19 protein-coding genes are annotated in these 23,289 nt (G+C 54.9%); 5 read left to right on the forward strand and 14 right to left on the reverse strand.

The window, feature by feature from the left end; genetic code table 11:
• Positions 1 to 129 precede the first annotated feature (129 nt).
• On the forward strand, positions 130 to 327 hold the full coding sequence (locus tag SPK40_RS17320; RefSeq protein WP_330961344.1) for a DUF2970 domain-containing protein: 198 nt from the start codon (positions 130 to 132) through the stop codon (positions 325 to 327).
• On the opposite strand, the gene dam is transcribed toward SPK40_RS17320, so the two are convergent.
• From dam to pilM, 9 genes are all read right to left on the reverse strand, one after another.
• Positions 305 to 1,132, reverse strand: a complete 828-nt coding sequence (dam, locus tag SPK40_RS17325; RefSeq protein WP_248144409.1) for an adenine-specific DNA-methyltransferase — start codon at positions 1,130 to 1,132, stop codon at positions 305 to 307. The genes SPK40_RS17320 and dam overlap by 23 nt on opposite strands.
• Positions 1,133 to 1,259: 127 nt before the next feature.
• Positions 1,260 to 2,912: an AAA family ATPase gene (locus SPK40_RS17330; RefSeq protein ID WP_330961345.1), complete on the reverse strand. Its 1,653-nt coding sequence runs from the start codon at positions 2,910 to 2,912 to the stop codon at positions 1,260 to 1,262.
• Positions 2,913 to 2,927: 15 nt separating this feature from the next.
• Positions 2,928 to 4,001: a 3-dehydroquinate synthase gene (gene aroB / locus SPK40_RS17335; protein WP_330961346.1), complete on the reverse strand. Its 1,074-nt coding sequence runs from the start codon at positions 3,999 to 4,001 to the stop codon at positions 2,928 to 2,930.
• 20 nt (positions 4,002 to 4,021) lie between these two features.
• Positions 4,022 to 4,540, reverse strand: coding sequence for a shikimate kinase AroK (gene aroK, locus SPK40_RS17340; protein ID WP_248144412.1), 519 nt, complete (start codon positions 4,538 to 4,540; stop codon positions 4,022 to 4,024).
• A gap of 206 nt (positions 4,541 to 4,746) precedes the next feature.
• The gene (locus SPK40_RS17345) at positions 4,747 to 6,060 is read right to left on the reverse strand and encodes a type IV pilus secretin PilQ (protein ID WP_248144413.1); all 1,314 of its coding nucleotides are present in this window, start codon (positions 6,058 to 6,060) and stop codon (positions 4,747 to 4,749) included.
• Between the two features lie 55 nt (positions 6,061 to 6,115).
• Complete coding sequence (locus SPK40_RS17350; protein ID WP_330961347.1) at positions 6,116 to 6,544, reverse strand: pilus assembly protein PilP; 429 nt, start codon at positions 6,542 to 6,544, stop codon at positions 6,116 to 6,118.
• Entirely contained in the window at positions 6,541 to 7,170 is a 630-nt protein-coding gene (locus SPK40_RS17355) for a type 4a pilus biogenesis protein PilO (RefSeq protein ID WP_330961348.1), read from the reverse strand. The genes SPK40_RS17350 and SPK40_RS17355 overlap by 4 nt, the downstream gene beginning before the upstream one ends.
• Positions 7,163 to 7,744 (reverse strand): PilN domain-containing protein, encoded by a 582-nt coding sequence (locus SPK40_RS17360; protein ID WP_330961349.1) that lies wholly within the window; start codon positions 7,742 to 7,744, stop codon positions 7,163 to 7,165. Before SPK40_RS17360 ends, SPK40_RS17355 begins: the two co-directional genes overlap by 8 nt.
• Positions 7,738 to 8,685 carry a type IV pilus biogenesis protein PilM gene (gene pilM, locus SPK40_RS17365; protein ID WP_330961350.1) on the reverse strand — a complete coding sequence of 316 codons (948 nt, stop codon included), beginning with the start codon at positions 8,683 to 8,685 and terminating at the stop codon, positions 7,738 to 7,740. The genes SPK40_RS17360 and pilM overlap by 7 nt, the downstream gene beginning before the upstream one ends.
• Before the next feature lie 144 nt (positions 8,686 to 8,829).
• Here pilM and SPK40_RS17370 point away from each other — a divergent pair, with 144 nt between their 5' ends.
• Positions 8,830 to 11,379 (forward strand): penicillin-binding protein 1A, encoded by a 2,550-nt coding sequence (locus tag SPK40_RS17370; protein ID WP_330961351.1) that lies wholly within the window; start codon positions 8,830 to 8,832, stop codon positions 11,377 to 11,379.
• 73 nt (positions 11,380 to 11,452) lie between these two features.
• On the opposite strand, the gene oxyR is transcribed toward SPK40_RS17370, so the two are convergent.
• Positions 11,453 to 12,355 (reverse strand): DNA-binding transcriptional regulator OxyR, encoded by a 903-nt coding sequence (gene oxyR / locus SPK40_RS17375; protein WP_330961352.1) that lies wholly within the window; start codon positions 12,353 to 12,355, stop codon positions 11,453 to 11,455.
• A gap of 162 nt (positions 12,356 to 12,517) precedes the next feature.
• Here oxyR and SPK40_RS17380 point away from each other — a divergent pair, with 162 nt between their 5' ends.
• Together SPK40_RS17380 and SPK40_RS17385 are read left to right on the forward strand one after the other, a co-directional pair.
• Positions 12,518 to 13,246 carry a glutathione peroxidase gene (locus SPK40_RS17380; RefSeq protein WP_330961353.1) on the forward strand — a complete coding sequence of 243 codons (729 nt, stop codon included), beginning with the start codon at positions 12,518 to 12,520 and terminating at the stop codon, positions 13,244 to 13,246.
• 72 nt (positions 13,247 to 13,318) lie between these two features.
• Complete coding sequence (locus tag SPK40_RS17385; RefSeq protein ID WP_330961354.1) at positions 13,319 to 14,770, forward strand: dihydrolipoyl dehydrogenase; 1,452 nt, start codon at positions 13,319 to 13,321, stop codon at positions 14,768 to 14,770.
• Positions 14,771 to 14,858: 88 nt separating this feature from the next.
• Here the strand turns inward: SPK40_RS17385 and argH are convergent, their stop codons facing one another.
• The 4 genes from argH to argC all read right to left on the reverse strand — a co-directional run bounded on the left by argH (position 14,859) and on the right by argC (position 19,981).
• The gene (argH, locus tag SPK40_RS17390; RefSeq protein WP_330961355.1) at positions 14,859 to 16,736 is read right to left on the reverse strand and encodes an argininosuccinate lyase; all 1,878 of its coding nucleotides are present in this window, start codon (positions 16,734 to 16,736) and stop codon (positions 14,859 to 14,861) included.
• Positions 16,737 to 16,809: 73 nt separating this feature from the next.
• The gene (locus SPK40_RS17395) at positions 16,810 to 18,018 is read right to left on the reverse strand and encodes an argininosuccinate synthase (RefSeq protein ID WP_248144423.1); all 1,209 of its coding nucleotides are present in this window, start codon (positions 18,016 to 18,018) and stop codon (positions 16,810 to 16,812) included.
• Between the two features lie 143 nt (positions 18,019 to 18,161).
• Positions 18,162 to 18,941: an acetylglutamate kinase gene (gene argB / locus SPK40_RS17400; protein ID WP_248144424.1), complete on the reverse strand. Its 780-nt coding sequence runs from the start codon at positions 18,939 to 18,941 to the stop codon at positions 18,162 to 18,164.
• A 26-nt stretch (positions 18,942 to 18,967) separates the two neighbouring features.
• Positions 18,968 to 19,981: an N-acetyl-gamma-glutamyl-phosphate reductase gene (argC, locus tag SPK40_RS17405; protein WP_330961356.1), complete on the reverse strand. Its 1,014-nt coding sequence runs from the start codon at positions 19,979 to 19,981 to the stop codon at positions 18,968 to 18,970.
• A gap of 580 nt (positions 19,982 to 20,561) precedes the next feature.
• Between argC and ppc the strand changes: the two genes are divergently transcribed.
• A complete protein-coding gene (gene ppc, locus SPK40_RS17410) occupies positions 20,562 to 23,192 on the forward strand; it encodes a phosphoenolpyruvate carboxylase (protein WP_330961357.1) in 2,631 nt (876 codons plus the stop codon).
• Positions 23,193 to 23,289: the final 97 nt, after the last annotated feature.

Here is a 23,289-nt window from a genome sequence, read left to right on the forward strand (position 1 = left end):
CAAAATTCTACCCGATCTGAACCGTGATGTCTTACCGATTTCAGCCAAGTCGGCTCGTGGAATTGGCCAGCCCGGCTATGCTATTAGCAGAGTACTTGAGGCGCAGGTTTCACTGACAGGGACAGAATCATGACTCAGACACCTCCGGCAAAAAAAACCAATGTCTTTCGCAGTGTGGCTGCCGCCTTGCTCGGTGTGCAATCCGATCACAACCGGCGTCAGGATTTCAACCAGCCCAGTGCCCTGCCTTTTATCCTGGCAGGACTGGTGGTCATCGTGATTTTTGTGGCCGTTCTGGTTGGGATCAGTCAGTTTGTGGCGGGGTAAATAGCGCCAGCAGCTCGTCGACTTTATTCCGGCCGCTGCCGTTGCGGCTGATCGTCCGTTTCACTTTCACCACAGACAAATCCGCGCCGTGGTACAGGCGGCGGGTCAGTGTGGTGTCGTGATTGGAAATCAGCACCGGAATACCGCGCTGGGTTGCCGTACTTTCAGCCACATCGGCCAGGGCTGCCTGATCATCCAGACTGAATCCGTTCCCGGCATAAGAGGTAAAATTAGCCGTGGTCGACAAAGGCGCATAAGGAGGATCGCAATAAATCACGCTGCCTTTACGAGCCCGGGAAAAAGTATGGTGGTACCCTTCGCAGATGAAGGTCGCTTTTTTGGCTTTTTCCGCAAAAAAGTACATCTCTGCTTCAGGGAAATATGGCTTCTTGTAAGAGCCGAACGGCACATTGAACCCGCCTTTTTTGTTATAGCGGCAAAGGCCGTTGAAGCCATGACGGTTCAGGTAGAGAAAATACAGTGAGCGCTGGTAAGGATCCTGAGTCTTGTTAAAAGCTTCCCGGATAGCCAGATAAGCGCCTTTCTGATTGTATTCCGGGGTGAAAAAACCTTGCGCATCATTGATATAACGCTCAGGTTCAGTTTTCACCACATTGTACAGATTGATCAGATCCGGGTTGATATCTGCCAGCAGATAATCGTCGTAATCCGTGTTAAGAAACACAGAACCCGCCCCGACAAAAGGCTCAACCAGTTTACGCGCAGGTGGCAGATGTCGTCTGATATCCTCGACCAGAGAAAACTTCCCTCCGGCCCATTTCAGAAAGGCACGCTGCTTTTTCATTCGGTTAACCTACCACCCATAGCGACTGTGTTTACAAAGGTGGCGGATTGTAACCTATTTCTCAGTTTACCCCTAGGGGCAATTCTCCCCCGGCGCTCGGAATCACCAACATTGCCAGCAATATCAACTACTGTGCCCGTTCTATCTCACGATGGATTTGAGTATAGGATTTCACCCACGGCTGAACCGACTGAACTTTATCCGGCAATTGAGCCTGTGCTCGGCGGGCTGCAGCAACGCTGGCGTAATTCCCCGTCACCACAATATACCAGCGCACGCCCTGACGCTGGGTCTGGTAGACCCGGGCCATTTCTTTCACGCCGTACTCATTGAGGAAACTGCGCGTCGCCTCCAGCGAATGCATCGCCGCCAGCTGCAAGGCATAGTGGCGGCTGTTGACGGCTTTCAGCTTGTCCATATCTTCAGCCATCACTGCCTGCAAACCAACCAATGGTGACGGGGCTGGGCTGGCTGACGGCTCTGAAGACTGTCCTTCAGGTGCCGCTGAAACGTCTGAGGCTGCTGCCCCGGTGTTTCCTTCTGAATTCTCTGCCGTGCGACTGTGCTGATCCGTCGCCAGTACTTCATTGATGGCAGCTTTCAAATCGCTCTGAGATGCAATCGCCAGTTCACCAGAGCCCCCTGTTTCCTGCTCCGTGATCATGGCATCCACGACATCTGACGGCACAACGACCCGCTTGGTCGTCTCATTCGAACGACCGACGGTCAGCCCTTCCAGTTGAACTGGTGCCGGTAGGGCATCCGTATTTTCCGTTGCTGGTGCACGCACCTCAGCCACCGCCTGGTCCGTTGTCGTTTCCGGTTCCGTCGTCATCTTCGGCTCCTCAAGGGTCACCGTAGTTTCCGGTACAGTTTCAGGCAATGTCTCGGCAACAAGCTGTTCATTGTCAGACTGTGCCAGCGTTTCATCCAACGCGGGGGAAGCCTCACTGCGTTCAGCCTCTGATCGCGGAGGTGCCTTCGCATCGTCAGAAGGCAGAAACCAGAACACTGTCCCCGCCCCGATCAGCACGACCAGGAGCAGCAACAACGACATGGGGGAAAAAGTGCGTGACGATGATGATGCCATTTTTGCGACCTCCGAGTGATCCAGTGTCATCAGTGCTCCAGGCGTTGGCGCAACCTCGGCCGCCTGTGCTTTCAGCGCACGCCGCTGGTTCGCATCCAGGGAATGGCTGGCCAGCACCAGTTCCATAAACGTCTGGACTTCAGGTTCAGACAACGACGGGATTTCAAGCTCCAGCGGCGACTGCCCCTGACCATGGGAAACCTGACGTAATGCTTTGGTTAACTGACCCGTCTGACTAAAGAGTAGTACATTGACCTGCCAGCCTGAAGCCTGTTGGGCTTTCATCACCAATGCCCACAGTTCGCCGATCAGGGCCGGGCTGAGCAGATGGGCATCATCAATGACCAGCAATAACTCAGCCGGCTTGCCCTCAAGCAGGCGTTCCAGTGATTGATGCAAAGGATCGCTGTCGTTGAACACCGCCTTCGGGATCAACTGGTTCAGCAGAATACTTCTGTGCTGGTTATCATGCTGTGCCGGGTGACACATCAGCAATGCCTGCCGGGCCTGACTGCCGTCAGCGTCGGCCCACTGCTCCAGATAGCGCTGAGCCAGCCAGGTTTTACCGGCTCCCGCGTCGCCGCTGATTTGAATTAAATGAGAACCGAATCGGGTCAGGAACTGCACCCGGGAAAGAAGATGGATCTGGCTGTCCAGATCCAGGGATGTCAGAGAAGCGGCTATCGTCATGCAATCATTACAACATCAGGGTTCAATCACCTGACGCAGGATGTCATGAGGCACATCAGAGACAACTTCTGCCTGACCTATACCGGTGGGCAGTACCAGTCTGAGCTTGCCTGACAACACTTTCTTATCCCGCATCATGTGTTTGATATAGTGGTCAAAGTTCATGGTTTCCGGTGCCAGTACAGGCAAGTCGGCCTGTTCCAGCAGCGCACGGATTTTTTCCGCTTGTGCTGAAGTCAGCAAGCCTAACAGACATGCTGTCCGGGCTGCCTGAACTGTACCGGCAGCCACAGCTTCACCGTGAAGCCAATTACCATACCCCATCTCAGCTTCAATCGCATGACCAAAAGTGTGACCCAGATTCAGCAGCGCGCGTACACCTGACTCTTTCTCGTCCGCGGCAACCACATCGGCCTTAATTTGACAGCATCGGGCAATCGCCTGACCCAGCGCCACAGAGTCCAGCGCACGCAGCTGAGCAATATTCTGTTCCAGCCAGATGAAGAAATCCTGATCAGCGATAATCCCGTATTTGATCACCTCAGCCATGCCTGCCGCGAACTCACGTGCAGGCAGACTTTTCAGGCAATCAGTATCAATCACGACCGCCTGCGGCTGGTAAAAGGCACCAATCATATTCTTGCCCAACGGGTGATTCACGGCTGTTTTGCCGCCGACGGAAGAGTCAACCTGCGCCAGCAGGGTGGTCGGCACCTGAATAAAATCCACACCACGCTGGAAGCTGGCCGCAGCAAAACCGACCACATCGCCAATGACACCGCCACCCAGTGCCACCAGCACCACATCACGGCCATAACTGCCTTCCAGCAGGAAGGTCATAATCTGGTTGAAAGTATCGAGGGTTTTGTACTGCTCGCCATCCGGCAGGTTGAGCAGGGCCACATCTTTCGCCAACGGGCGAAGCGTGGCCTGCAATGTACTGGCATAAAGCGGGGCAACCGTATCGTTGCTGATGATCACAACCCGGCGACCGGCCACAGAGGAAAAGTAATCCGGACTGGACAGTAATCCGGTGCCAATTGAAATCTCGTAACTTCTCTCACCCAGATTAACTGTAATCCGCTCCATGGCTCTCTGTGTCCCCGTAGTTAACGCTCTTCCAGCATTTTGATAATTTGATTGGCAACGACCTTTGCACTCTGGTCGTCGGTACGCACGACGTAGTCTGCCACCTCTTCATACAATGGATTACGCTCTTCTGCAAGCGCTTCCAGTACTTCGCGGGGGTTGTCCGTCTGCAGCAGCGGGCGCTTCTTGTCGCGCTGAGTACGTGCCAGCTGTTTCTCAATGGTGGTTTCCAGATACACCACGATACCGCGAGCAGAAAGACGGTTACGACTCTCTTTGCTTTTCACCGAGCCACCCCCGGTCGCCAGCACAATACCCTGCTCCTGGGTGAGATCATCGATGACCGCTTCTTCACGGGCACGGAATCCCGCCTCGCCTTCTACATCGAAGACCCAGCTGATATCAGCACCAGTCCGTTCTTCGATCACAGAATCTGAGTCCAGAAACTCCATATGTAACTGCTGTGCAAGGTGTCTGCCAATGGTGCTTTTACCGGCTCCCATTGGGCCTACCAAGAAAATATTTCGTTTTTCAGCCATGTTTAGCAAATATACGCGCGGTTAAAAAATAGACAAAACCGCCCACAGGCTTTTGATTTACAAGCCCGAGGCGCCAACTTCCTCACATTTCAATCGTGATAAGACCGAAAATTATCTCAGGACTGACAGCTGTTTGGCAATAGCCAGTCGTCCCCAAGGCCGTTATCTCTGTTCCGGGATCGCCCCGGCAACGGCATCCTGCCTGACTAACGCAGGATTTTCGGCGTCACAAAAATGAGTAACTCGCGCCTGCCCTCCCGCTCCAGAGTCTGCCGGAACAGACGGCCCAGCAACGGCATATCCCCCAGCAAAGGGACTTTGCGGACCGACTGACTGGACTGATGCTGAAAAATGCCACCCAGAACAATAGTTTCACCGTGGTCCACCAGCACCTGCGTCCCAATCCGCTGTGTATCAATGGCCACCACCTGACCCGTCCCCGTGTTCACGGTTTCTCCCGGTTTGTTCTGGGTGACTTCCAAATCCAGAATCAGCTTATCGTCCGGTGTAATCTGCGGGGTCACCATCAGGCTCAGCACTGCTTTCTTGAATGAGACCGAGACGGCACCGCTGGAAGCTGCCTCCAGGTAGGGGATCTCAGTCCCCTGCTCAATATAGGCCATTTTCTTATTGGTAGTGACCAAACGCGGGCTGGAAATAATTTCAGCTTTCTCTTCGGCCTGCAGTGCAGACAGCTCCAAATCCAACAATTGATCCCCCAGCCGGGCAACCTGAAACGCAATTCGGGCGGCGCCGTGCTGCGCACCAAGATTAACGTTCAGAAAGTCGTTCAGATCCGGTGTCCCGTCGCTGTTCAGTGCTGCCAGATTACTGTCAATTGAGCCTCCGACAGTCACGCTGCCGTTGTTTTCAAGCATCCCCCAGCGTACGCCGAGATCGGCCGTATCTTTCTCATTCATGCTGACAATCCGGGCTTCAATCTGCACCTGCCGGACCGGTTGATCCAATCGATCAATAATCAGCAGCAGACTTTCCAGGCTCTCCGCGACATCTTTCACAATCAGCGCATTGGTTCTGTCGTCCACATGCAAAGCACCTTGTGCAGTGAGTAAACTGGACTGCCCCTCAGAACCGGACAGCAACGCTGCCAGCTCCGTCGCCTTGGCATAGCGAATCGGGATCACCCGGGTCTTCAGTGATGTCTGAGACTCTGCCTGACCAGCAGTTCCGCCAGCCAGCTCAGCTCTGGGCGCAACCATCATCACGTTCCCCTGCCGCCTGTAGGCCAACCCTTTCAGGGTCAGAATACTGTCCATCGCCTGTGACCAGGGAACATCGGTCAGGTGCAGGGTGATATTGCCCTGCACCGCATCGGAAATGACCAGATTATCCTGCCGGTGATCTGCCATCATCTGCAGCAGCTGGCGCACAGGCACATCCTGGAAGTTGAGTGAGATCGTATTTTCTTGGTCGTCTAAATCCGCCGATTGAAGCGGAGTCGCCAGCGCCCCGGCCGACAGACACCAAAACAGAGCCAATAGAATGCAGAGGTGATGCATAATGTGTAAATTTTCCTGATTGATAGAGCTGATAGGAGAAAGGATGAAGCTACCGTTAAGACTCTCCGTCCGTTAACTGAAGGATGATGTTTCCGGCACAATGTGCATCGCCCGGCCATTCGATCACGGTGTGAGCCGGTGTCACCTCCGCGATCCTGCCCGCGCGGCCAAAAACCTGCCCCTCCGCCACCCGGTACAGACGGCCGGAGGGATCGCTGAGCACCGCCCACAGCCCCATACGGTCTCGTAAACTGCCGATCATCCGAAATCCCTTCATCTCCGCAGTGCCGGAAAATTGCTCCGAGCAAGCAACAGCTTCAGTTGTCAGGCTTTCCGGACTGGGCGTCACAAACAGCTGTCGCACAGGACGGGCCGAAAACACCGGAGCTTCCTGAAAATGAATCGCAGACGACGGGGCACTGAGGGTCAGCAAAATCACAGCCGTGAACGCCACGATAAACAAGATGCATTTTCGTGCGGTCATCGCCTATCTCCTGCTGCACCTTCACTGTCCGGAACGCTATTTTCCGGCTGAACCTCTTCCGCCGCCCGGTACAACTGAGCGGTGCCCTGTACCCTGAGCTCGCCCGGCACTTGTTCATCCGGCTGTATCTCTAACTCGTCCATGATCAGCAGCCAGGATTTGGCTGCCATCTGCGCGAAAAACTGTCCGACAGCGGCATAACTGCCGCTCAGCTCGAACTGCACCGGCTGCATAGCATACCAATCATACTGCTGATTTTGTTGCCAGTTCAGCCCGTGCAACCGGACACCAGACCGTCTGCTTTCAAGCTCAATATCCCCCAGCACTGTCGTCCATGCTGCCTGTCCGGGCAGGCGCATCGCCTGGTGCCGGTAATCGGTCTGCAGCTGCTGTGTCTGAACCTGCAACTGTGGCAGGCTCCCGGCGATGGTTTGCTGATGGCGTATCTGGCTCCTGAGCACGCTTTCCTGAGCACTCAGCTGCAACTGTTGAGCCTGTAACGGAGACAGCAACCACCATTTCCCCGTGATCACAACTGCCACCATGACCAGCAGGCAGACAACCAGCTGATACCGCAAGGGCCAGTCCGGCAGAGTTTCCAGCGTCAGATCACGCCAGTCAGTCATAGGCCGCCTCCGAATGTACCGGGGCCAGTGTCAGGGTGAATGTGAATCGCTGACTTCCTGACGGCACATGTCGTGGTAAAGGCTGCGCAACCCTGTCGACGGAATGCAGCTGACCGTGACGAAGCCAGTCCGCGCTGCCTGTCCGTGCCAGCAACAGTGACAAAGCGGATGCATCCTGTGTCAGCCCGCGCAGACTGACTTGCGCCTGACGAAGACTCAGCGCTTCCAACTGAACCGCTTCGGGAAAGACATCCGGCAGCGCATTCAACAGATGGATCAGCGGAAACCGGGCATGATGCCAGTCAGAAAACTGACGCAGCCTTTTGTGGTACAACTCCGACAACGCTTGCTGCTCTGCCACAGCCGCCAGACTGGGTGCCAGCACCTCTGTCTGCTGCCGGAGCTGCGCATACCGGCTTTGCAGTTCCCGGAGCTGCTGGTTTTCGTAAACGTACATCCCTCCCACCACCAGCATGGCCAAGGTAACGAAACTGCCCGACAACCGGACAAAACGGCGTCGGTGTGCCGCCTGTCGCTCAGCCCGCCAAGGCAGCAGATTCACAGCCCTCAGCATGACATTGCCCCCCGGATGGCCAGTGCAACCGGCTTCACCCAGCCGCGGCTTTGCGACGCAGTGATCAGTGCTGTGTCTGACTGATACGGGAATACCTGCTGTGGTGTCAGCAATTGTACCGGCAGCCCGCAAAGTTGCTGCCAGCACCCCCGTTCATCCTCAGTTAATGCAATGCCTGTCAGCCACAGGCTTTCAACATCTTCAAAGACGCCGGACAGGCGCAGCTGACGGGTTACATCCCGGCTCAACTCAGCCTGCGACCCTGCCACAGGAAAGGTTCGATGATAAGGCTGGGGATGCCGAGAGCTGGCCGCCAGATCCCAGCCCGAGTCATGCTGACAAACAATCGCCGATGCAGCGCCGGACGCCCCGCCGGAATTTTGCTCAAGATACCGTAACAGCCACAACAGGGTGCGCGCTTGCAGCTCCATCACTGCCGGACGAAATCCGGCCTCTCTCGCCAGCCGGACTTTCTGCTCCACCGCCGCCGATTTCGCGGCGAAAACCCGGTACATTTCCGTCTCATGACCGGGTGTTTCTGCATCCTGTAAGCGATGAAAGTCGAGGCTGAGCGACTGCGGATCCACAGCCAGCAGATGAGCCAATTGCTGCGCAAGCGCGGATGCCACATCCTGCCCCCAACGCCGTTCCAGCCCGATATCCCGCTGAACGACCTCACTGTCGGGCAGTGACAACACACATGCCCCGGTCCGCTTTGGAAGCAAGGTCCGTAATTGACGCAAGGCTGACAACTGATCTGCCGGGAAAACGCTATCCTGAAGAGGCCCTGTGCCGGACAGCTGTCCGGGTTCGTTTTCCGGGGTCAGAGCAACCTCCGCATAAGCAGACAAAGTGAATCGCCCTTTATTTTGCTTGAGCACGACCGCCTTTACACTTTGACGACCGATATCGATTCCGGTCCAAACTGGCTTGTGCAACATAGCGTGGTATGCTCCCCCTGGTAACGACAAGACAAAATTATTCGAATAAACACCTTTGACGGCGTTAAATTTATTTGAGTTATCTTTATACTACTGACTGAAGTAGCGCGGATGGCCGGACGAAGGTGTAACGGGAATTCTCAAGTGAAGTTCATAAAGCGATTATTTATCTTTGCAATTATTTGCATCATTCTTGGAGTCAGTACGATTTTTGGTTTCTATCTTTACGTGAAACCGGATCTCCCTGATGTCGCAACGCTTAAAAACGTTGAATTACAAACACCTATGCAGGTGTACAGCGCAGACGGTGAACTGATTTCCCAGTTTGGTGAAAAACGCCGTATCCCGCTGACAATGGACCAGATCCCGCCGCAGATGATCCATGCGGTGATCGCCACCGAGGACAGCCGCTTTTATGAGCATCCCGGTATTGACCCGATCGGTATCATCCGTGCTGCCGTTGTCGTCGCCGTTTCAGGCTCCGCCAAGCAAGGGGCCAGTACGATCACTCAGCAGCTTGCCCGGAACTTTTTCCTCAGCAATGAGAAAAAGATCATGCGGAAGGTCAAAGAGATTTTCATTGCCGTTCATATCGAGCAATTGCTGACCAAGGATGAAATCCTTGAGCTTTATCTGAATAAAATCTACCTGGGCTACCGTGCTTACGGTGTCGGTGCTGCCGCGCAGGTCTATTTCGGCAAAGACATCAGCCAGCTGACGCTGGGCGAAATCGCTGTCATTGGCGGCCTGCCGAAAGCTCCGTCAACGATGAACCCGCTCTACTCACTGGATCGCGCAACCACCCGTCGTAACGTGGTTCTGAGCCGGATGCTGGACGAAGGCTACATTACCCGTACCGAATTCGAACAAGCCAAAGCCGAACCGATTATTTCCCGTTACCACGGTGCGGAAATCCAGCTCAACGCCCCTTATTTCGCTGAGCGGGCCCGTGCATGGATGATTGACCGCTACGGCGAGGATGCCTACACCTCGGGCATGAAAGTCTACACCACGGTCAATCCGAAACTTCAGCGTGCCGCACAGCAGGCTTCTGTTCAGAACCTGCTGGATTATGACCAGCGACACGGTTTCCGTGGTGCGGTTGCGACCTTGTGGATGCCGGAGCAGGCCGTCTGGGAAGAAAAGAAAATTCTGGATCATCTGGCGAAACAACCAAGTTACGGAGAGCTGGAACCGGCAGTGGTGGTTGGTGTCGGTCAGAAAGACGCGGAAGTAATCCTGCGGGACGGCCAGCACCAGACACTGAGCTGGGATGGCATGAAGTGGGCCCGCCGCTTTATCACCGATTCCAGTCAGGGTCCGTCGCCAAACGTGGCCGCTGATATTCTGACTGCGGGTCAGCAAATCTGGGTTCAGCAGAAAGGTGAACAATGGGTGCTGAGCCAGGTACCTGATGCCAACACCGCTTTTGTTGCTATTTCCCCGTATAACGGCGCCGTACAGGCCATGGTGGGCGGCTTCAACTTCGTCCACAGCAAGTTTAACCGTGCGACGCAGTCCATCCGTCAGGTCGGCTCCAGCATCAAGCCATTTATCTATTCCGCCGGTCTGGATTCGGGCATGACACTGGCAACCCTGGTCAACGACGCCCCGATCGACAGCCGGGATCACAGCATGGGAACAGCCTGGCGTCCGAAAAACTCACCACCGGTTTATGACGGCTGGACCCGTCTGCGTCGTGGCCTGGCTCAGTCGAAAAATGTGATGGCAGTTCGGGTACTGCAGGATGTCGGCCTGGATGACACCATCAGTTACCTGACCCGCTTTGGCTTTAAGCGTAAAGATCTGCCGCGTGCCGAAGCCATCGCACTGGGTGCAGGCAGCCTGACGCCGCTGGAAATGGTGCAGGGCTTCTCCGTGTTCGCCAACGGCGGCTACTTTGTGGAACCGTATTTCATTGAACGCGTGGAAGATGCCTACGGCAATCTGGTCTATCAGGCCCATCCGAATGTGGTCTGTGATGAAGACTGTCAGCGTAAAGAACAACTGGCCGGCAACCAGATTGCAGCCAGCCGCGCGGTCATGCACGATATCGCTATCAGTGAGGAAGAGCTGGGGCCAACAGGCAGCGCGACCGAAACTGACCAGCAGACCATTCGCCTCGCACCTCAGGTGATCTCTGAGCAGAACGCTTTCCTGGTTCGTGAGATGCTGGAAAGTAACATCTGGGGCGGCGGTGACTGGGCACACAAAACCGGCTGGAACGGTACCGGCTGGCGTGGTCAGGCTCTGAAACGCCGCGATGTCGGCGGAAAAACCGGTACCACCAATGACTCCAAAGATGCCTGGTATACCGGATTCGGTCCCGGTGTTGTTGCAACAGCCTGGGTCGGATTTGATGATCACAGCCGTGAACTGGGCCGCACCAGCTACAACCCGAATCTGGATAAAGACCAGACTGCCGGGGCAGAAGCCGGCGCGAAAACCGCTCAGCCGGCCTGGATCGGCTTTATGGAAAAAGCGCTTGAAGATGTGCCGGAACAACGCAAGCAGCTGCCGCCGCGCATTGTACAGGTCCGGATTGACCGCGATACCGGCAAGCTGACCCGGAAGACCGACTACACCTCCATGTTCGAGTACTTCATTCAGGGCACAGAACCGAAAGACTATGCCGGCGAAGGCGGTACAGACAGCGGCATCTTCGAAGCCGACAGTTCAGATGAGCTGTTCTGATTTCAGCAATACCGACTTCAGTCACTGATCTTCAATTAAAAAGCGCGCCTCAGGCGCGCTTTTTTTCTCTCGATTATCCGTATTCCAGATGCGGCGTAATACTTTGCCGGATCTGCTCGGCCAGCTGCTCGTAACGCCCTTTCAGGGGTGAGCCCGGGCGGTATGCCAGCGTAATCAGACGGCTGGGTTCCGGATCGCAGGCCTTGAGGTAACACACCCCGTCCCGCCGGGACGTATTGGGAGTGGCCAGTTTCGGCAGCAGGGTAATTCCGCTCCCGGCCGCCACCATATTCCGCAGTGTTTCCAGACTGGTCGCTTTAAAACTGCCGTCTTCCTTCGCGCCCGCAGCAAAACAAAAGCCCATCGCCTGATCTCGCAGACAATGCCCGTCTCCCAGCATCAGCAGGGTCTGCCCTTTCAGCTCAGACATAGGCAGCTCATGCCGATCCGACCAGGGGTGCGCTTCCGGTACAGCCACCATCATCGGTTCGTGATACAACGCCAGTTCCTTGAAATGCTCGCTTTCCTTCACCGCCGCCAGAATGATGCAGTCCAGCTTGCCTTCTTCCAGCTGTTGCGCCAGCACATGCGTCTGTGCTTCATGCAAGTACAGTTCAAGCTGAGGAAACGCCCGCTTGAGCGCCGGAATAATCAAGGGCAGCAGATAAGGCCCGACCGTCGGAATAAAACCGACATGCAGCGGCCCGGCCATACTCTCCCCCTGCTGACTGGCCATCTCCGACAGCACCTTGACCTCGTGCAGCACTTTTTTCGCCTGGCTGACCAGATTCAGTCCGACATCGGTAAACAGAACTTTGCGGCTGGTGCGTTCCAGCAACGATACCCCCAGCTCAGTCTCCAGTTTACGGATCTGCCCGCTCAGCGTCGGCTGACTGACATAGCAGGCTTCGGCGGCTTTCCTGAAATGCCGGTGCTCAGACAGCGCCACCAGATATTCAAGATCCCGGATGTTCATGCATGCGCTCCCCAAATATTTAATAGAAATGAACGATTAATAAGATAACAGCAAACGATTGGAGCTATCAAACAGTATTTCGGATACTACATCCATCGACAGGGACAACACAAAAAAGTCCCACAGTTTTATGAAATGAAAAACTTCCAACAGGAGCACAATATGTTTACATCAAAAGAAGGCCAGGCCATCCCGCAAGTCACTTTCCCGACCCGTCAGGGCGATCAGTGGGTCAACGTCACTACAGATGAACTGTTTCAGGACAAAACCGTCGTGGTCTTCAGCCTGCCGGGTGCATTTACCCCGACCTGCTCTTCAAGCCACCTGCCACGATACAACGAACTGGCGTCTGTTTTTGCAGAGCACGGTGTAGACGACATTCTGTGTGTGTCAGTCAATGACACCTTCGTGATGAACGCGTGGAAAGCCGATCAGGAAGCAGAAAATATCACGTTCATCCCGGACGGTAACGGTGAGTTCACCAAGGGCATGGGCATGCTGGTTGAGAAACACGATCTGGGCTTCGGTGAACGTTCATGGCGCTACAGCATGCTGGTGAAAAACGGCATCGTGACCAAAATGTTTATTGAAAACGACGAACCGGGCGACCCGTTCAAGGTTTCCGACGCCGATACGATGCTGAGCTACATCGCCCCTGACTATCAGTTGCAGGAATCGATCACTGTGTTCACCAAACCAGGCTGTCCATTCTGTGCCAAAGCGAAACAGAATCTGATCGACAAAGGTCTGCAGTTTGAGGAAGTGGTTCTGGGCAAAGATGCCACCAGCGTCAGTCTGCGTGCCATCACTGGCCAGAGCACCGTGCCACAGGTCTTTATCGGCGGTCGTCATATCGGCGGCAGTGAAGCATTGGAAACCTACCTGGGCTAATTCCCGACTCAAGGCAGGGCGACAGCCCTGCCCTCCACCACGCCCTGAACTGAATGTCATTGGAGAAGTAGAATGAAAACCTTGACCGTTGAAGTTGCTGTCATCGGCGGCGGTACGGCTGGCCTGGGAGCTTACCGGGCAGCCAAAGCACATACCGACAGTGTTGTCATGATTGAAGGCGGCCCTTATGGCACCACCTGCGCCCGTGTCGGCTGCATGCCTTCCAAGCTGTTAATTGCCGCAGCCGAAAGTGTGCACAACATTGAAAAAGCACCAGCCTTCGGCATTCATCCTCAGGGTGAGATTCGCATCAACGGCCGAGAAGTGATGGATCGCGTGAAGCGCGAGCGTGACCGCTTTGTCGGCTTCGTGCTGGAAAGCGTGGATGAAATCCCAGCTGAAGACAAAATCAGCGGCTTTGCAAAATTTATCAATGACACCACACTCGAAGTCGACGGCCACACCCGCATCGAAGCCAAGCGGATTGTGATCGCCACCGGCTCCCGTCCTGCCTATCCGGCAGCCTGGCATGAGCTGGGTGATCGTCTGGTGATCAATGATGATGTCTTTGACTGGGACGACTTACCGGCATCTGTCGCCGTCTTTGGTCCGGGCGTGATCGGACTGGAACTGGGTCAGGCACTGCACCGCCTCGGCGTTGACGTGAAAATCTTCGGTCTGGGGGGCCAGGTGGGTCCGCTGACTGACGATGAAGTCATGGCGTATGCCAACAAGACTTTCAATGACGAGCTGTACCTGGATGCCGATGTCAAAGTCGAGAGCATGAAGCGGGTTGGCGATGAAGTCGAAATCCAGTTCATCAACCAAACCGGCAAACTGGAGACGCAATACTTCAGCTATGTTCTGGCCGCAACCGGACGTCGCCCGAACGTCGACAAACTGGCGATTGAAAACACCAGTCTGACGCTGGATGAACGCGGGGTGCCTGTAGCCGACCACTTTACGCTGCAGACCTCGGTTGACACGATTTTTATCGCCGGAGATGCCAGCAACCAGCTGCCGCTGCTGCACGAAGCGGCCGATCAGGGCCGGATTGCAGGAGACAATGCAGGTCGTTTCCCGGATATCCGTGCCGGACTGCGCCGCTCGAAAATTTCCGTGGTCTTCACCGAGCCGCAGATCGCCATGGTCGGCGAAAGCCGCCGGGAAATTACCACACGTCTGGGTAACTGCGGCTGTTACGAAGTGGGCACCGTATCCTTTGAAAACCAGGGCCGTTCCCGGGTGATGCTGCGCAATCAGGGCATTCTGAATGTCTATGGTGAACACGGCACCGGTCGTTTTCTGGGCGCTGAGATGATTGGCCCGAATGCAGAGCATCTGGCCCACCTGCTGAGCTGGGCGCATCAGAATCAGATGACCATCGCGCAGATGCTGGATATGCCGTTCTATCATCCGGTGATTGAAGAAGGTGTCCGGACGGCACTGCGGGATCTGAACGCCAAACTGCATCTGGGGCCGGAAATGATCAAACACTGTCTGGACTGCGGTCCGGGCTGTTAATCAGCCTTCGATGATAAGCGGGAAAGCAAAAGCGCCGGGGAACCGGCGCTTTTTTATTGGGAAAACCAGATTGGGATAAACCAGAAAATCAGGCAACGTTCACACTGGGAATCACATGCTGTTGATCCAGCCGCACTTCCAGTGCCACTTCGTCACAGGCATGCTGACGCGGACACATATCGCAGTCTTTCATGACTTTCTCCGGCAGCAGGGTTTTCGAGGTCGGAATAAAGTCCTGCTTCATGAAGAACTCCGGCACACGAGTCAGCACAAACACGCGCTTAATCGCCATCTGACCGGCTTTTTCCAGCAGATGCTGCACCAGTGCCTTACCCTGCCCCTGATGCTGCCAGCCCGCTTCAATGCCCAGAGAGCGAATTTCCGCCAGACCCGAATCATAGACATAAAGCGATGCACAACCGGTCACGATCCCCTGAGTCTCGGCAACAGCAAATGAGCCGATATCCCGCACCAGTTCGTTCCGCGGACGCGGCAGGTTCTCGCCCAGTCCGGCCCAGTAAGCTACCATCCCTTCAATCGCATCCAGATCAGTCAGGCGGGCACCCCGCACTTTCACACCCGGCGCATGACGTTTTGACAGCCGTTTTTCAGCCTGAGCAATCGCATGATCCACCTGATTCGGCGCAACCCCGCCAAGGGCACAGCGTTTCTCCAGACAGGATTCAATGGTCAGAATTGGATAGACATCTGCGTCGATCACCGGTGAGAAAGCCTGCATTTCGGCCAGTGACAACTCCTCCAGCGCACAGCCCTTCTCAATGGCAGCCACCACGGCCACCCCGACGATATGGTGCGCTTCACGGAACGGAATCCCTTTCGCCACCAGATAATCGGCCAGCTCGGTCGCATTGGAGTAGCCCTGCATCGCCGCTTCCAGCGTCCGGTCTTTATTGACCTTGATACCGTCAAAGCACAGCGCCGCTATTTCCATACATTCATGCCAGGTGTCGAGCGCGTCAAACAGCCCTTCTTTGTCTTCCTGCATATCTTTGTTGTACGCTAGCGGCAGGGCCTTAACCGTCATCATCATCCCGGCCAGCGAACCGTAGACACGGCCGCACTTACCCCGGATCAGCTCCAGCGCATCCGGATTCTTCTTCTGCGGCATCAGAGAAGAGCCCGACGTCACGGTATCGGCCAGTTCAATGAAATTCGACTCACCGGAGTTATAGAAAATCATATCTTCCGACAAACGAGACAGATGGAGCATGGAAATCGACGCCGTCGACAGCAGTTCCATCACATGGTCCCGGTCCGAAACTGAATCCAGACTGTTGCGGGTCGCCCGGTGAAAACCCAGACTGTGGGCCAGCGCTTCCCGGTCAATCGGATAAGCAGTTCCCGCCAGCGCACCCGAGCCGAGCGGACAGGTGTCCAGCCGGTGCAGTGCGTCACTCAGACGCGAGTGGTCCCGCTCGAACATCTCGACATACGCCAGACACCAGTGGGCAAAAGTCACCGGCTGCGCACGCTGCAGGTGAGTATAGCCCGGCAGCACCGTGGTCTGATGCTCACGGGCAACCGTCGTCAGCTGACTCTGCAGATGATCCAGCATCATCAGCAGCTGGTGTCCCTGCTGACGGCACCACAGCTTGAGGTCGGTCGCCACCTGATCGTTCCGGGAACGGCCGGTATGCAATTTCTTGCCCAGATCACCCACCCGGTGGATCAGCTGTTGCTCCACCCAGCTGTGAATGTCTTCAGCGTCGGACTGGAGAATCTGTTGCGGATCCTCCATCACCGCCAGCTTCAGCTCATTCAGAGCCAGTTCCAGCTTCTGCTGTTCCGCCTCGGTCAGTACCCCGACCTGACGCAGCGCTTTCGACCAGGCCACCGAGCCAACGATGTCCTGCTCCGCCAGGCGGTAATCAAATCGCAGGGAATCATTGAACTGCTTGAACCGAGTATCTGCTGCCTGACTAAAACGTCCGCCCCATAGTGCCATGGTACTTCTCCTTTCCGGTACGACCGACTTTGCTCACATATCTTGATTGGTAATGCGCTTTACGCTGATAGAATTATTTTTTTTGCTCGTTCAGTGCACGGATACGGCTGGCCAGCGAGTACAGGCGGATAAAGCCACCGGCATGGCTGTGATCGTACACTTCATCTTCACCGAAGGTCGCAAACTCTTCTGAGTACAGACTGTTTGGTGAGCGCTTCTGAACTGCGGTGACCTGGCCTTTGTACAGCTTCAGGACCACTTCGCCATTGACGTCCTGCGCCAGCTCATCAGCCGCAGCCAGCAATGAACGGCACAGCGGCGTAAACCAACGGCCATCGTAAATCAGATGTGAAGCTTTCAGCGCGAGGCTTTCACGGAACTCAAAGGAATCTTTATCCAGTACCAGCTGTTCCACCGCACGCAGGGCTTCCATCATGATGGTGCCTCCCGGGGTTTCATAACAGCCGCGGGATTTAATCCCAACCAGACGGTTTTCTACGATATCGATCCGACCGACACCGTGCTCAGCACCTTTCGCGTTCAGATACACCAGCGCTTCATAAGGTGACATGGCTTTGCCATCAACCGCGACAATCTCGCCTTTTTCAATTTTGACCGATACCTGCTCCGGCGTATTCGGGGCATCTTCCGGATCCTTGGTCCAGACCCAGCACAGCTCATTTGGCTGATTCCATGTATTTTCCAGTACACCGCCTTCGGTCGAGATGTGCCAGGCATTGGCGTCACGGGAGTAGATTTTTTCTAAGGTCGCTGTGGTCGGAATTTTACGCTCTGCCAGATAATCCAGCAGGGCTTCACGACTGCGCAGGTCCCACTCACGCCAAGGCGCAATCACAGTCAGCTGAGGTGCCAGCGCTGCATAAGCACTTTCGAAACGGACCTGGTCGTTCCCCTTACCGGTACAACCGTGACACAGGGCATCGGCACCCACTTCCAGCGCACACTCTACCTGAGCTTTCGCGATAATCGGACGCGCCATCGATGTGCCCAGCAGGTATTTGCCTTCGTATACCGCACCGGTTTTCAGACTTGGATAGATGTAATCTTTGACCATTTCTTCTTTCAGGTCTGCGATGTAGCAGGCAGATGCACCCGAGGCCAGTGCTTTTTCTTCAATGCCTTCCAGCTCAGCTTCACCCTGACCCACATCGGCCACAAAGGCGACGACTTCACAGTCATAGTTTTCTTTCAGCCATGGAATGATGGCCGAAGTATCCAGACCGCCGGAATAAGCTAATACGACTTTGTTTACCTTGCTCATTGTTACTCTCCTTCGTTGCCTGCGCGACGGTCATCCCGTTCAGGCGGTATCAATCTTGATGTTTGAAACGACAAATTCAATTGGGTTAATTTTTATATCCGAACCCGGATTTTGCGCCAGCGTCCGGATGCAAATCTGCTGACTCAGAGCACAAATCGGGTTCCGATTTGTTCCCCTTCAAACAGCGCCAGAAGTTTGTCCGGATAACGCCAGCCCGCAATTTCGACCGGACGTCCTAAACCTTTGGCGGCCTCAAACGCTGCTTTCACTTTTACAATCATGCCGTCGGTAATCACCGCTTGCTGAATCAGCGCATCCGCTTTAACTTCAGTCAGCGATTCAATCAGATGGCCTTTGCCATCCAGCACGCCACTGACATCTGACAGCAGGACCAGCTCAGCATCCAGTGCCGCGGCGACGGCCACAGCGGCCTGATCGGCATTGACATTCATCAGTTCACCGTCAGCCGTCAGGCCAATTGAACTGATAATCGGCAGGTAACCCGATGCCATCAGACCAGCCACCAGACTGCTGTCACCCGGTGCGGCTTTACCGACAGCACCCAGTTCCGGGTCCAGCTCAGTCACCTGGCACAGACCACCATCAGCCAGCCCCAGACCGACCGCTTTCACACCGCACTTTATCGCATGGCCCTGCAGCATCTTATTGGCAGTCCCTGCCAGTGCGCCCGCAATCACGCCAATCTGATCCACCGGGGTCACCCGCAGCCCCTGCTTCTTCACCGTTGGCAGATTGAGCTTTTTCATCAGGTCATCCACCAGATAACCGCCGCCATGTACCAGGAGCAAAGGACGATTCGCCTTCGCCTGATATGCACTGATGGCTCCAAAGACTTTCTCGAGCGTGTCGCTGCACGACAATACGGCTCCACCCAATTTGATCACTAACGGCGACTGTTCCATCCCGCTTCTCCTTTCAACAGCCAGACTTAGCCAACCAGCGCAGTCAACGGCGCAAAACCATTACGAATATTGATACATTGCATCGCCTGAGACGATGCACCTTTCAGTAAATTGTCGATGGCTGAGGTCAGGATGACGTGCTGCCCCTCCACCAGCCAACCGATGTCACAGAAGCAAGTATTTACCACATCCTGCAAACGTGCTGCCTGATTGCCCAGCAGACGGACCGCCTGTTCGCCAGGCTGGTGATAGGCTGCTGCCATCGCCGCCGAGACGGCTTCGGGGGTCACCCCCGGAGCCAGTCTGGCCGTGATTGTAGCCAGGATGCCGCGCTTAAAATTGCCGAGATGCGGGGTAAAGATGACGTCAGCTCCCAGATGCGCAGCAATTTCAGGCTGATGACGGTGGGTAAACACACCGTAGGCCTGCAGGCTGACTTCGCAGAAACTGTTGGTCATGCTGGCTTTGCGTCCGGCGCCGGAGACACCACTCACGGCATTAATTACCGGCCATTGCTGAGTGTCCAGCAGCCCGGCTGCCAGCAATGGTTTCAGGGCCAGCTGAGACGCTGTCGGATAACACCCGGGAACAGCAACGAGCTGCGCCTGGCGAATAGCATCACCGTTCCACTCAGCCAGACCGTAGACCGCTTCGTCCAGCCATTGGGCATGCTGATGTGAAAATCCATAATAGCGGGTATAAAAATCATCGCCTTTCACCCGGAAAGCCCCGGACAGATCAAAGACCTGACAGCCAGCTTCCAGGAAAATCGGAGCCAGGTCATGACTGACTTCATGCGCCGTGGCCAGCAGCACGATATCGGAAGAGTTTGCGACCGCAGCTGCATCGGTCAGCGGCTGAAGCGGTAAATCGACCAGTCCGCGTAATTGCCCGTGCAGTTCGCTGATGGTTTTACCGGCATCCAGACTGTTTTCAGACACATAGAGACCGGCCAGTTGCAAATGCGGATGTTTCAGTACCATGGCTGCCAGTTCCGCACCGGTATAGCCGCTGGCACCAATGATAGAGGTATTCAACATATAAGATCCTGTCGTCATCGTTGTGAAATTCACTATCAAGAAAATATAACTGCTGTATGTTTCAGCGCGTGGCGCCAGGCAGGCGCGTCATGGAAGGTGCCAGAGACACCGGGCGATAGAGACTTAGCGTCGTCGGAAGGAATGCTGCTTGTGGTTCATCGCCTGGTTCATACTGCTGCTGATGGCCTCTGGTTGATCATAAAAGACGTCTTGCACATACCGTTTATCTGTTTGCTGCATGACATCAAACTTGTTTTGTTATTCACACACAAACCAAATAAGCAAATTTTTATTCATTAATTATGAATTTTTATATTTACCTTTTTCGATTTTTTATGTCAAGCCAGACGGCAGAAAAAAGTATGCTTCGTGACGGCTGCACGGTGATACGTCATGCTCTGGCTGTAAAAATAAAGAAAGTAAATTACAGAACAGAGACAGTCCGCAGGATTCATGCACGTCGTTTGATAGGATTTTTGTCTAAAAAGGGCCTACTTATTGACCTTTCGCCCCAATGAAGGCTAGATTGTTGGCAACGCCTTGGCGATTGGATGTAACAAAATTACGATATGGATGCGATATGAACGAAAAGTACAGTGCGTTAAAAAGCAATGTCAGTATGCTTGGCCACTTGCTGGGTAACACCATCAAGGATGTCCACGGCAGCGAACTGCTGGATAAAGTTGAAACCATTCGAAAACTGTCAAAATCGGCCTGCGCCGGGAACAGTGACGATCGGGAAAAACTGATTACCGAGCTGCAGAACCTGCCAGATGATCAACTGCTGCCTGTTACCCATGCGTTCAGTCAGTTCCTGAACCTGACCAACATCGCCGAGCAATACCACACGATTTCCCGCCATTGCGAAGATCTGGTATGCAGTCCGGATGAAATGGACAGTCTTTTTGCCAAGCTCAAAGATGAAAGCATCACTGAGCTGGACTCGCTGCAGGCTGTTCGTGAACTCAACATCGAACTGGTGCTCACCGCACACCCGACGGAAATCGCCCGTCGCACCATGATTCACAAGCTGGTGCAAATCAATAAATGTCTGTCCCAGCTTGAATTGAACGAGCTGTCTCACCGGGAGCGCCAGAGAGCAGAACGCCGTCTGGAGCAACTGATTGCTCAGGCCTGGCACTCCGATGTGATCCGTAAGCAACGCCCCAGCCCGCTGGATGAAGCCAAGTGGGGTTTTGCCGTCGTTGAGAACTCTTTATGGGAAGCCGTCCCGGAGTTCCTGCGCCAGTTTGATGAAAAGCTGCATCAGCATCTGGGAGAAAGCCTGCCGCTGGACGCCGCGCCTGTGAAATTCTCTTCCTGGATGGGGGGAGACCGCGACGGGAACCCGTTCGTCACTGCCGAAATCACCCGTGAGGTATTGCTGCTTTCACGCTGGAAAGCAGCAGATCTGTACCTGAACGATATCCAGGAACTGGTCAGTGAGCTGTCAATGGTTGCCTGTAACGACGAAGTCCGCGAGCTGGCTCATGGCGCCCATGAACCGTATCGTGAAATCGTCAAAGGACTTCGCACGTTGCTGACCCAGACCCGTGACGTGCTGGATGCAAAAATAAAAGGCCATGATGTGCCGAAAGTTGCGATTCTGGAAGATGTCGAGCAGCTTTGGGCACCACTACATGCCTGTTACCAGTCTTTGCACGAATGCGGCATGGGCATCATTGCTGATGGCCTGCTGCTGGATACGCTGCGTCGCGTCCAGTGTTTTGGCGTCCATCTGGTACGTCTGGATATCCGTCAGGAAAGTACCCGCCACTCCAATGTAATTTCAGAACTGACCCGCTATCTGGGACTGGGAGATTACGACCAGTGGAGTGAACAGGACAAAGTGGCTTTCCTGGTCCGCGAGCTGGCTTCAAAACGCCCACTGCTGCCTCGTGACTGGCAACCCTCAGAGCCAGTTCAGGAAGTTCTGGACACCTGTCGCGTCATTGCTGAGCAATCCCGACAGGCGCTGGGTGCCTATGTGATTTCCATGGCCCGGACAGCTTCCGATGTTCTGGCTGTTCACCTGCTGCTCAAAGAAGCCGGATGTCCTTTCCGCCTGGATGTCTGTCCGCTGTTTGAAACCCTGGACGATCTGAACAACGCGGAATCTGTCATCACCCAGCTGATGAATATCGACTGGTACCGCGGTTTTATTCAGAACCACCAGATGGTCATGATTGGCTATTCCGACTCCGCCAAAGATGCCGGTGTGACCGCGGCTGGCTGGGCACAGTACCGCGCCATGGAAGCCCTGGTGAATGTCTGCGATGACGCCGGTGTTGAACTGACGCTGTTCCACGGTCGTGGCGGTAGTATCGGCCGTGGTGGTGCGCCGGCTCACGCTGCCCTGCTGTCTCAGCCGCCACGCAGCCTGAAAGGCGGCCTGCGTGTCACGGAGCAGGGCGAAATGATTCGCTTCAAACTGGGTCTGCCGGATGTGGCAGTCAACAGCCTGAATCTCTATGCCAGCGCGATCCTGGAAGCCAACCTGCTGCCGCCTCCGGCACCAAAGCAGGAGTGGCGGGATGTCATGGACAATCTGTCTGATATCTCATGCGACGCTTACCGCGCTGTGGTTCGTGGTCATGAATCTTTTGTCCCTTACTTCCGTGCTGCCACGCCGGAAATGGAGCTGGGTAAACTGCCACTGGGCTCCCGTCCGTCGAAGCGGAATCCGAAAGGCGGTGTTGAAAGTTTACGTGCAATTCCATGGATCTTCGCCTGGAGTCAGAACCGCCTGCTGCTGCCAGCATGGCTGGGTGCAGGAAAAGCAATTCAGCATGTGATTGATCAGGGGAAAGCATCACTTCTGGAAGATATGTGCCGTGAATGGCCATTCTTCTCTACCCGACTGGGTATGCTGGAAATGGTTTACAGCAAGACCAATATTCAGATTGCAGAGTATTACGATCAGCGCCTGACCGACGAAAGTCTGTGGCCGCTGGGACAAGAACTCCGCGACCAGTTACAGCGCGATATCAAGGTCGTCCTGAACGTCGAGAACAGCGATCACCTGATGGAACAAGACCCTTGGGGTGCTGAATCTATCCGCCTGCGTAATGTTTATGTTGAGCCGCTGAACATGCTTCAGGCTGAGCTGTTGCACCGGACCCGTCAGCAGGAAACAGTCTCGCCAATGCTGGAAGAAGCCCTGATGGTCACGATTGCCGGCATCGCTGCCGGTATGCGCAACACCGGCTAAATCCCGCATTTCCAAATCAAAACAGGCCACCTTCGGGGTGGCCTGTTTTTTGTTCGCAATTAAGACAATACGAAATTCCGAATTTCAGCTATGGTCT

It is taken from the genome of Photobacterium sp. 53610 (genome assembly GCF_036409375.1).
In the GTDB taxonomy this organism is placed as follows: Bacteria; Pseudomonadota; Gammaproteobacteria; order Enterobacterales; family Vibrionaceae; genus Photobacterium.

Excerpts from the sequence above, each read along its gene's own strand:
- aroK (WP_248144412.1), bottom strand. The coding sequence starts at position 4,540 with ATGGCTGAAAAACGAAATATTTTCTTGGTAGGCCCAATGGGAGCCGGT.
- SPK40_RS17345 (WP_248144413.1), bottom strand. The coding sequence starts at position 6,060 with ATGCATCACCTCTGCATTCTATTGGCTCTGTTTTGGTGTCTGTCGGCC.
- SPK40_RS17385 (WP_330961354.1), top strand. The coding sequence starts at position 13,319 with ATGAAAACCTTGACCGTTGAAGTTGCTGTCATCGGCGGCGGTACGGCT.
- oxyR (WP_330961352.1), bottom strand. The coding sequence starts at position 12,355 with ATGAACATCCGGGATCTTGAATATCTGGTGGCGCTGTCTGAGCACCGG.
- ppc (WP_330961357.1), top strand. The coding sequence starts at position 20,562 with ATGAACGAAAAGTACAGTGCGTTAAAAAGCAATGTCAGTATGCTTGGC.
- SPK40_RS17330 (WP_330961345.1), bottom strand. The coding sequence starts at position 2,912 with ATGACGATAGCCGCTTCTCTGACATCCCTGGATCTGGACAGCCAGATC.
- SPK40_RS17380 (WP_330961353.1), top strand. The coding sequence starts at position 12,518 with ATGTTTACATCAAAAGAAGGCCAGGCCATCCCGCAAGTCACTTTCCCG.
- SPK40_RS17395 (WP_248144423.1), bottom strand. The coding sequence starts at position 18,018 with ATGAGCAAGGTAAACAAAGTCGTATTAGCTTATTCCGGCGGTCTGGAT.
- argB (WP_248144424.1), bottom strand. The coding sequence starts at position 18,941 with ATGGAACAGTCGCCGTTAGTGATCAAATTGGGTGGAGCCGTATTGTCG.
- dam (WP_248144409.1), bottom strand. The coding sequence starts at position 1,132 with ATGAAAAAGCAGCGTGCCTTTCTGAAATGGGCCGGAGGGAAGTTTTCT.
- argC (WP_330961356.1), bottom strand. The coding sequence starts at position 19,981 with ATGTTGAATACCTCTATCATTGGTGCCAGCGGCTATACCGGTGCGGAA.
- SPK40_RS17355 (WP_330961348.1), bottom strand. The coding sequence starts at position 7,170 with ATGACTGACTGGCGTGATCTGACGCTGGAAACTCTGCCGGACTGGCCC.
- argH (WP_330961355.1), bottom strand. The coding sequence starts at position 16,736 with ATGGCACTATGGGGCGGACGTTTTAGTCAGGCAGCAGATACTCGGTTC.
- SPK40_RS17320 (WP_330961344.1), top strand. The coding sequence starts at position 130 with ATGACTCAGACACCTCCGGCAAAAAAAACCAATGTCTTTCGCAGTGTG.
- pilM (WP_330961350.1), bottom strand. The coding sequence starts at position 8,685 with ATGTTGCACAAGCCAGTTTGGACCGGAATCGATATCGGTCGTCAAAGT.
- SPK40_RS17350 (WP_330961347.1), bottom strand. The coding sequence starts at position 6,544 with ATGACCGCACGAAAATGCATCTTGTTTATCGTGGCGTTCACGGCTGTG.
- aroB (WP_330961346.1), bottom strand. The coding sequence starts at position 4,001 with ATGGAGCGGATTACAGTTAATCTGGGTGAGAGAAGTTACGAGATTTCA.
- SPK40_RS17360 (WP_330961349.1), bottom strand. The coding sequence starts at position 7,744 with ATGCTGAGGGCTGTGAATCTGCTGCCTTGGCGGGCTGAGCGACAGGCG.